Consider the following 7,387-nt stretch of genomic DNA (forward strand, 5'->3'; position numbering starts at 1 on the left):
GTATATCTAAGGAAGGAAACGTGCCATGTCTAAATTTACAAAATTAATGCAGGGATACTTGTATTTAATAGAAGGAAAAAATGAAAAAATCAAACCAATTCTTGCAGAAACAACACCGGAGCTTACAAAAGACTCTGTACTTGAAGCAGCTACATGGCTATGGTTAAGTAGCAAAATCAACCATTATAATAAGGCGGAAGTAGAGCCAGTCATTACTTTCTTAGTGGGAAATTGGAACCGTCCAGAAAAATCAGTTTGGGGTTCCCAAGAAAAAGATATTTATTTAGCAACTATTTCTAGTGTCTATTCTGCACTTTTAGATGTAAAAAATACTTTCCCAAAACCAGAACTACAACAAACAATTACAACCATTCGCGATTACTGTTTTAATCACTTGTTAAAAGGAGATAGCATCCTTACTGGGTTTAATACAAGGAAAGTTTCTACCGACCAATTGTTATCCGTGCTCCCATTTGGTCTTTTTTCACCAGAAGATTTAGTAATGGTTGCTGCTGTTGGGAAAATGGAACAGCAATTGGTTCAAGATGATGGTGTCTTGCCATATGCAGGTGCACCAACAGTTAGTTCTTTTGCAACAGCAATGATGGCTCTTTACTTTTTAGAAAAAAGCGATCAAGACAAAGCGCTTCATTATTTAAATATGGCGATAAACATGGAAGATAATAACGAACTTGGCAAAGTGTTTATTGAAATTAACCAAGTCTTCCGTTCAATGGAAAATGAAGTGACCGCACATATTTTACATAATCCATTCGGTAACGAAAATCGCTATGAAAAACAACTTACTGAACGTACGCCGCATCATCCGGAAACAGAAATGCATTTTTCAGCGGGATGTGAGGTAATTTCAGATGTAGAAGCCATCCAAGTCGAGCTTGTTTTAAAAGAAAAAGACTGGACAATATTGTGCGAGAAAAAAGACAAAAACGGTGTGCAAATTTGGGAAGCGCTCGTTCCTCCGCTAGAAGAAGTTGGCGAGTATACGTATTATTTCCAAGCAACCCTGAAAAACCAAGCAATTTTGACATCAGAAGAATATTTAGTGGAACCAATCTGGAAACATTGGTCTGAAGAAGCTGCCATTTGTGAAACGGAACAAGGTTTAATGGTTCTGTTTAAAGAAAATCCTGCTAGTGTAATTCCAGTTGAATTTGTAATAAACGAAGAAGAACTTGTAGTGCGAATGAAACCTACATTTACTGACAAGGACGTAAAAACCAAACCATCTGGTCGAATGAAAAAAGCTGACTTGGAAATCGCGATTTCGAACGACCCAGTACGGATAGAAGTTCGTTATAAAAACAATTTAATTCTCGAATCTCATAAGATCTACCCAGCACTTCAATGGTATACGGATAAAACAGGAACAATTAATAAAGTAAAACTACATTTAGATGCACCAAAAGAAGAAGAATATTACGGATTTGGCGAAAGATACAATGCACTTGGTCAACGCGGAAATGTGCTTGATTGCTTTGTTTACAACCAATATCGCGATCAAGGAACAAGAACTTATATCCCGATGCCGTTTTATCATACGAACAGAGATTACAGCGTGTTTGTTGATACAGCCCGCTATACCAGCTTTGATTTAGGAAACCAACTAGCAGATAAACATACCATTGCGGTAGAAATAAATGGCTGTGATACAGATATTTGCCTGCTGATGGGAGATATCCAAAGTGCGGTTGCAAGTTACGTCAAGAAAACTGGCAAACCGGCTATGGTGCCAGTTTGGGCGCTTGGTCCGTGGATGTCTAGTAATAACTGGGACCGTGAATCTATTGTACGCACCGAAGTAGAAACAACTCAAGAGCTACAAATTCCCTCGACGGTTGTAGTACTAGAACAGTGGAGTGATGAAGCGACTTATTATATGTTCAATGATGCAGAATACGCCGAAAAAGCGCCTTCCGAATCATACAAATATGACGAAATCAGCTTCCCGTCGTGGGGAAGATGGCCAAATCCAAAAGGTATGGTTGATTACGTCCATGAAAACAATATGAAATTAATTTTATGGCAAATCCCAATCCAAAAATATCTCAACCGCCAACAACACCCATTAAAAGACCGCGAAGAAGCCTACATGATCGAAAAAGGCTATGTCGTGAAAAATCCGGACGGAACACCGTATCGTATTCCTGAAAATTGGTTTACAGAAAGTCTAATTATGGACTTTTCAAATGAAGAAGGGAAGAAATGGTGGTTTGATAAACGCCAATACTTAATTGATATTGGGGTAGATGGCTTTAAAACAGACGGTGGCGAATTTGTCTTCGGTGAAGGTTTGCAATTTGCTGACGGTAGACGTGGCGATGAAATGAGAAATCTTTATCCAAACGATTATATTGAGGCTTATTATGACTTTGCCCAACAAAACAATGGAATGACATTTAGTCGTGCAGGATATACAGGCGCGCAAAGATTCCCTGCTCATTGGGCGGGAGATGAACGCTCTACTTTTGACGCGTTTAGAAGGTCTTTAATTGCTGGATTATCAGCTGGATTTTCAGGTATTCCATTCTGGAGTTTTGATTTTGCTGGTTTCAATGGTGATATTCCAACAGCAGAACTATTTATCCGCTCAGCTCAAATGGCTACTTTCTGCCCAATTATGCAATATCATGCCGAAAGTAAAGGTGAATTCAACCAAGACCGCACACCGTGGAATATTGCTTCGCGAACTGGGGATGAAACAGTTATTCCGATCTACCGTCATTTTGCTAATGTGAGAATGAATATTTTACCTTATATTTATAACGAATCTCGAAAATGCGTGGAAACTGGCTTACCAATGATGCGTGCGCTTTTACTAGATTATAAAGAAGATCCACGCGTTTCGGACATGTACGACCAATATTTGTTTGGGAAAGCAATGTTGATTGCCCCAGTTATTGAAGACGGCGTTCGTTCTCGTGAAGTCTATTTACCAGAAGGGACTTGGTATGACTTCTGGACAGGAATTCAAGTGAATGGACCAACGCTGCGTAAATGCAAAGCCGAAAAAGAAGAGATTCCAGTATTTATCCGTGGTGGAAAAGCAATCCTATGTAATGTGGATAGTTCGCTACAACTAGGCTCATGGGTTGGGAATTCTGTTGAAAAATACGCAACACCACTATTAAAAGTCTATTTAGATAGAGATTTCACAGAAGAAATCATTGACCATTTATCAGAGGAATGGTTAGTTGAAGTAACAGAACATGCAGAGGAAATAGTTGTTTCCATAAAAACCAATACACCAAATTATGAAGTTGAAGTGATTGGTGCAACGAAAAAAGTACAAATAAAGAAAGGAAGATAACGATGGACGCTTCCACAAGTTTCGCCATTTTACCATCTAACGTAAAAGAAAAAACCGCTTTTCCACACGAAATTAACTGTGTGAAAACGGCAAGTTGGGCGAATAATTGTTTAACGGGTACACTTGAAACTGGTTATTTTAGTTGTTATTTTGTAAATGAAAAAATTGCTCGGGTAATCGTAAATCCATTTGGCGAAGTAGATTCGACTGCTTCAATAGCCGCGATTCACGATACAGCGAAACAAGCTGCCGAATTTGATGAAACAAGTGAACATTACCAGTTACAATTTGCCGATAAACAAATCATCATTTACAAAGAAACATTTCAAATCATTATGAAACAAGCAGGAAAAGTCATTTTTCAAACAGAGGGACTGGCAATTAATCGCAATAAAGAACACCAAATCTCCATTCAAAGCAGACCGGAAACAGCTATTTTCGGTCTGGGAGAAAAAACTGGTGGATTGAATAAGGCTGGGTCAATTATAAGTATGTGGAATACAGATGTTTATAGCCCGCATAATAAAGATACAGTCGAAATATACCAATCCATTCCGTTTATGATAGCTGATACAGAAGAAACGACATACGGACTATTTTATGACAACTCATACCGTACCGAATTTGACTTCCAAAGCTATGAAGATAAATACACGATTTTAGCAGAAGGCGGCCAAGCGAATTTTTATGTCCTTTTTGGCGCGGACGTAAAAGAAGTAGTGGCGAGTTATACGGAATTAACAGGAAAAACCCCGCTTCCTCCAAAATGGTCATTAGGTTACCATCAATCAAGATATAGCTATACGTCAGAGGAAGAAGTCGAACGAATTGCCAACACATTTAAAGAAAAAGAAATTCCACTTGATTGTGTTTTCATGGATATTCACTATATGGATGATTTCCGAGTATTCACGTTTAATCCAGATACGTTTCCAAACGGACCAGAATTAATCGCTCGGCTTCGGGAACAAAATATTGATGTGGTTCCAATTGTTGATCCAGGAATAAAAAAAGACGTTAATTATCCTGTTTATCAAGAAGGAATCAAACATAATTATTTCTGTCGTAAGTTAGAAGGCGAAATTTATTATGGCGAAGTTTGGCCAGGTATCAGCGCTTTTCCGGATTTTCTAAGTATAACTGTTCAAAATTGGTGGGGAAACTTGCATAAGTTTTACACAGATTTAGGAATTCGTGGTATTTGGAATGATATGAACGAACCTTCCGTGTTTAATGAAAGTAAAACAATGGACTTAGATGTGGTACATGATTTGGACGGAAAAAACGTAACTCACAAAGAAGCGCATAACTTATATGGCTTGTATATGAGTAAGGCGACTTTTGAAGGATTAAAACGGTTAATTCCAAATGAACGACCATTTTCACTTACTCGGGCAGGTTATGCAGGCGTGCAACGATATTCAGCTGTTTGGACAGGAGATAATCGTAGTCACTGGGAGCATTTAGAAATGTCATTACCGATGATTATGAATTTAGGTTTATCCGGAGTTGCCTTTACTGGCGCAGACGTTGGCGGATTTTCCTCTGATTGCACAAAAGAAATGTTGATACGATGGACGCAAGCAGGTGCGTTTTTACCTTATTTTAGAAATCATTGTGTACAAGATAGTATTTATCAAGAACCATGGGCATTTGGATTAGACGCGGAGAAAATTGTGAAGAAATATATTGAACTTCGCTATGCCTTTTTACCATACATCTACACAGAATTTCAAAAAACAGCGGAAACAGGGCTACCGCTAGTACGACCACTATATACCGAATTTAAAGATGAACGAGACTTAATTCAAGTAAATGACGAGTTTATGCTTGGTGAAAATATCCTTGTGGCTCCGATTGTGCGAGAAGGTCAGGTAAAACGCCTCGTTCGCTTACCAAAAGGAACATGGTTTAACTACTGGACAAAAGAACAACTAGAAGGCGGCGACTACATTATCGCTGACGCACCAATTGACACCATGCCAATTTACATTAAAGCAGGAACAATTTTACCGATTGGAAGTAGCGTACAAAATACAAAAGAAACCCAAAGTATTGCGCTTGAAATTTACTTAGCGAATGGCACGGCATCAGGATACGTGTATAATGATGATGGTAAAAGTTATGAATACGAAAACGGTGAATTCGCAAAAACAGGACTAACAGCTACCCTGCAAAACGGCGAAGTGCAAGTAAAAGCAACTCACAGTGGTAAAGTAAATCTACAGCTAGAAATTACTACAATTCAAGTTTTTGGCGAAAAAACAAACAAAATTACAAGGGCGGGAATCTAAAAAATGAAAGAAAAAGACTGGTGGAAAAAAAGCGTAGTATATCAAATTTATCCGAAGAGTTTTAATGACTCCAATGGGGATGGCGTTGGGGACATTCAAGGGATTATCGAGAAATTAGACTATCTGAAAAAACTAGGTGTGGATGTAATCTGGTTGTCGCCAGTTTATGACTCACCACAAGATGATAATGGATATGACATTCGCGATTACCAAAAAATCTATGAAGAATATGGCGATATGGCTACTTTTGATAAGTTATTACAAGGGCTTCATGACCGCGATATGAAACTAGTGATGGATCTTGTTGTCAATCACACATCTGATGAGCACAAGTGGTTCGAGGAGTCTCGCAAATCAAAAGATAATCCTTACCGCGATTATTATTTCTGGCGTGAAGAAAACGAAATTAACAACTGGGGCTCGATTTTCAGTGGCCCTGCTTGGGAATTAGATGAAAAAACAGGCGAATATTACTTGCATTTATTCTCCAAAAAACAACCTGATTTAAACTGGGAAAATCCAAAATTACGTCAAGATGTCTATAACATGATGAAATTCTGGCTAGATAAAGGGATTGATGGCTTCCGCATGGACGTAATTAATTTCATTTCTAAAAACACTGATTTCCCAGATGGCCCAGTTGCTGAAGGTCAAATTTATGGAGATGCTGGCAATGATTTTTGTAATGGTCCACGGATTCACGAATTCTTGCGTGAAATGAATCAAGAAGTAACCTCTAATTACGATGTGATGACAGTTGGAGAAATGCCTGGCGCTAGTACAACAGACGCTCAAATCTACACCAACCCAGCTAATAAAGAAGTCGATATGATATTTACTTTTGAACATATGAACTTAGATTCAGACGGAGACAACAAATGGGACTTGAAACCAATCTACCTCCCAGATTTAAAAGAAAATATGTCTGAATGGCAAGTAGCGCTTCAAGAAAATGGTTGGAATAGCTTATACTGGAACAATCATGACCAACCACGTATCGTTTCCCGTTTTGGAAATGACAATCGTTTCCGAGTTCGTTCTGCAAAAATGCTTGGGACATGTCTGCATATGATGAAAGGAACGCCTTATATTTATCAAGGGGAAGAAATCGGCATGACAAATGTTCATTTTGAAAGCCTAGATGAATATCGTGATATCGAAACACTCAACATGTACAAAGAGCGAAAAGAGCAAGGACATAGCCATGAAAGCATTATGGAATCAATCTATACAAAAGGTCGCGACAACGCAAGAACACCTTATCAATGGGACAATAGCCCAAATGCAGGCTTTACAACAGGCACACCTTGGATTAAAGTGAACCCTCGTTATACCGAAATCAATAACGAAGAAGCGCTTAAAAATCCAGATTCCATTTTCTACTACTACCAAAACCTAATCAAATTACGCAAATCAACTGAAATCATCACAACAGGTAACTATCGCTTATTATTACCAAACGATGAAGCCGTATTTGCTTACGAACGCTACACAAATGATGAAAAATTAGTCGTTTTATGTAATTTTACTGAAGACGAACAAATCATTACAGATAAAAATATCTTAAATGACATTAAAAAAGCTACAGTATTAGTAAATAATGTTCCAGATATTATAGAAGGAACTTTACGACCATACGAAGCAATCGTTTATCAAGTGAAATAAATAGCCGAAAAGCCATCCGATTTTGTAGTGCGCCCCCAAAGTTAGACCAAAAAATCTAACTTTGGAGGCGTATTTTAATTGGCTAAATATGATGATGGAT

General features: G+C 38.2%; 3 protein-coding genes. All 3 read left to right on the forward strand.

Translation table 11 applies throughout. The features are described from left to right. Positions 1-25: 25 nt before the first annotated feature. The 3 genes from HCJ50_RS11970 to HCJ50_RS11980 are packed head-to-tail and all read left to right on the forward strand — an operon-like array spanning position 26 to position 7,287. A complete protein-coding gene (locus HCJ50_RS11970) occupies positions 26-3,328 on the forward strand; it encodes a glycoside hydrolase family 31 protein (protein WP_260443023.1) in 3,303 nt (1,100 codons plus the stop codon). Between the two features lie 2 nt (positions 3,329-3,330). Further along, positions 3,331-5,622: a glycoside hydrolase family 31 protein gene (locus tag HCJ50_RS11975; RefSeq protein ID WP_185344554.1), complete on the forward strand. Its 2,292-nt coding sequence runs from the start codon at positions 3,331-3,333 to the stop codon at positions 5,620-5,622. Between the two features lie 3 nt (positions 5,623-5,625). After that, positions 5,626-7,287: a glycoside hydrolase family 13 protein gene (locus tag HCJ50_RS11980; protein WP_185344555.1), complete on the forward strand. Its 1,662-nt coding sequence runs from the start codon at positions 5,626-5,628 to the stop codon at positions 7,285-7,287. Positions 7,288-7,387: the final 100 nt, after the last annotated feature.

The organism is Listeria immobilis (assembly GCF_014322765.1).
Classification (GTDB): domain Bacteria; phylum Bacillota; class Bacilli; order Lactobacillales; family Listeriaceae; genus Listeria; species Listeria immobilis.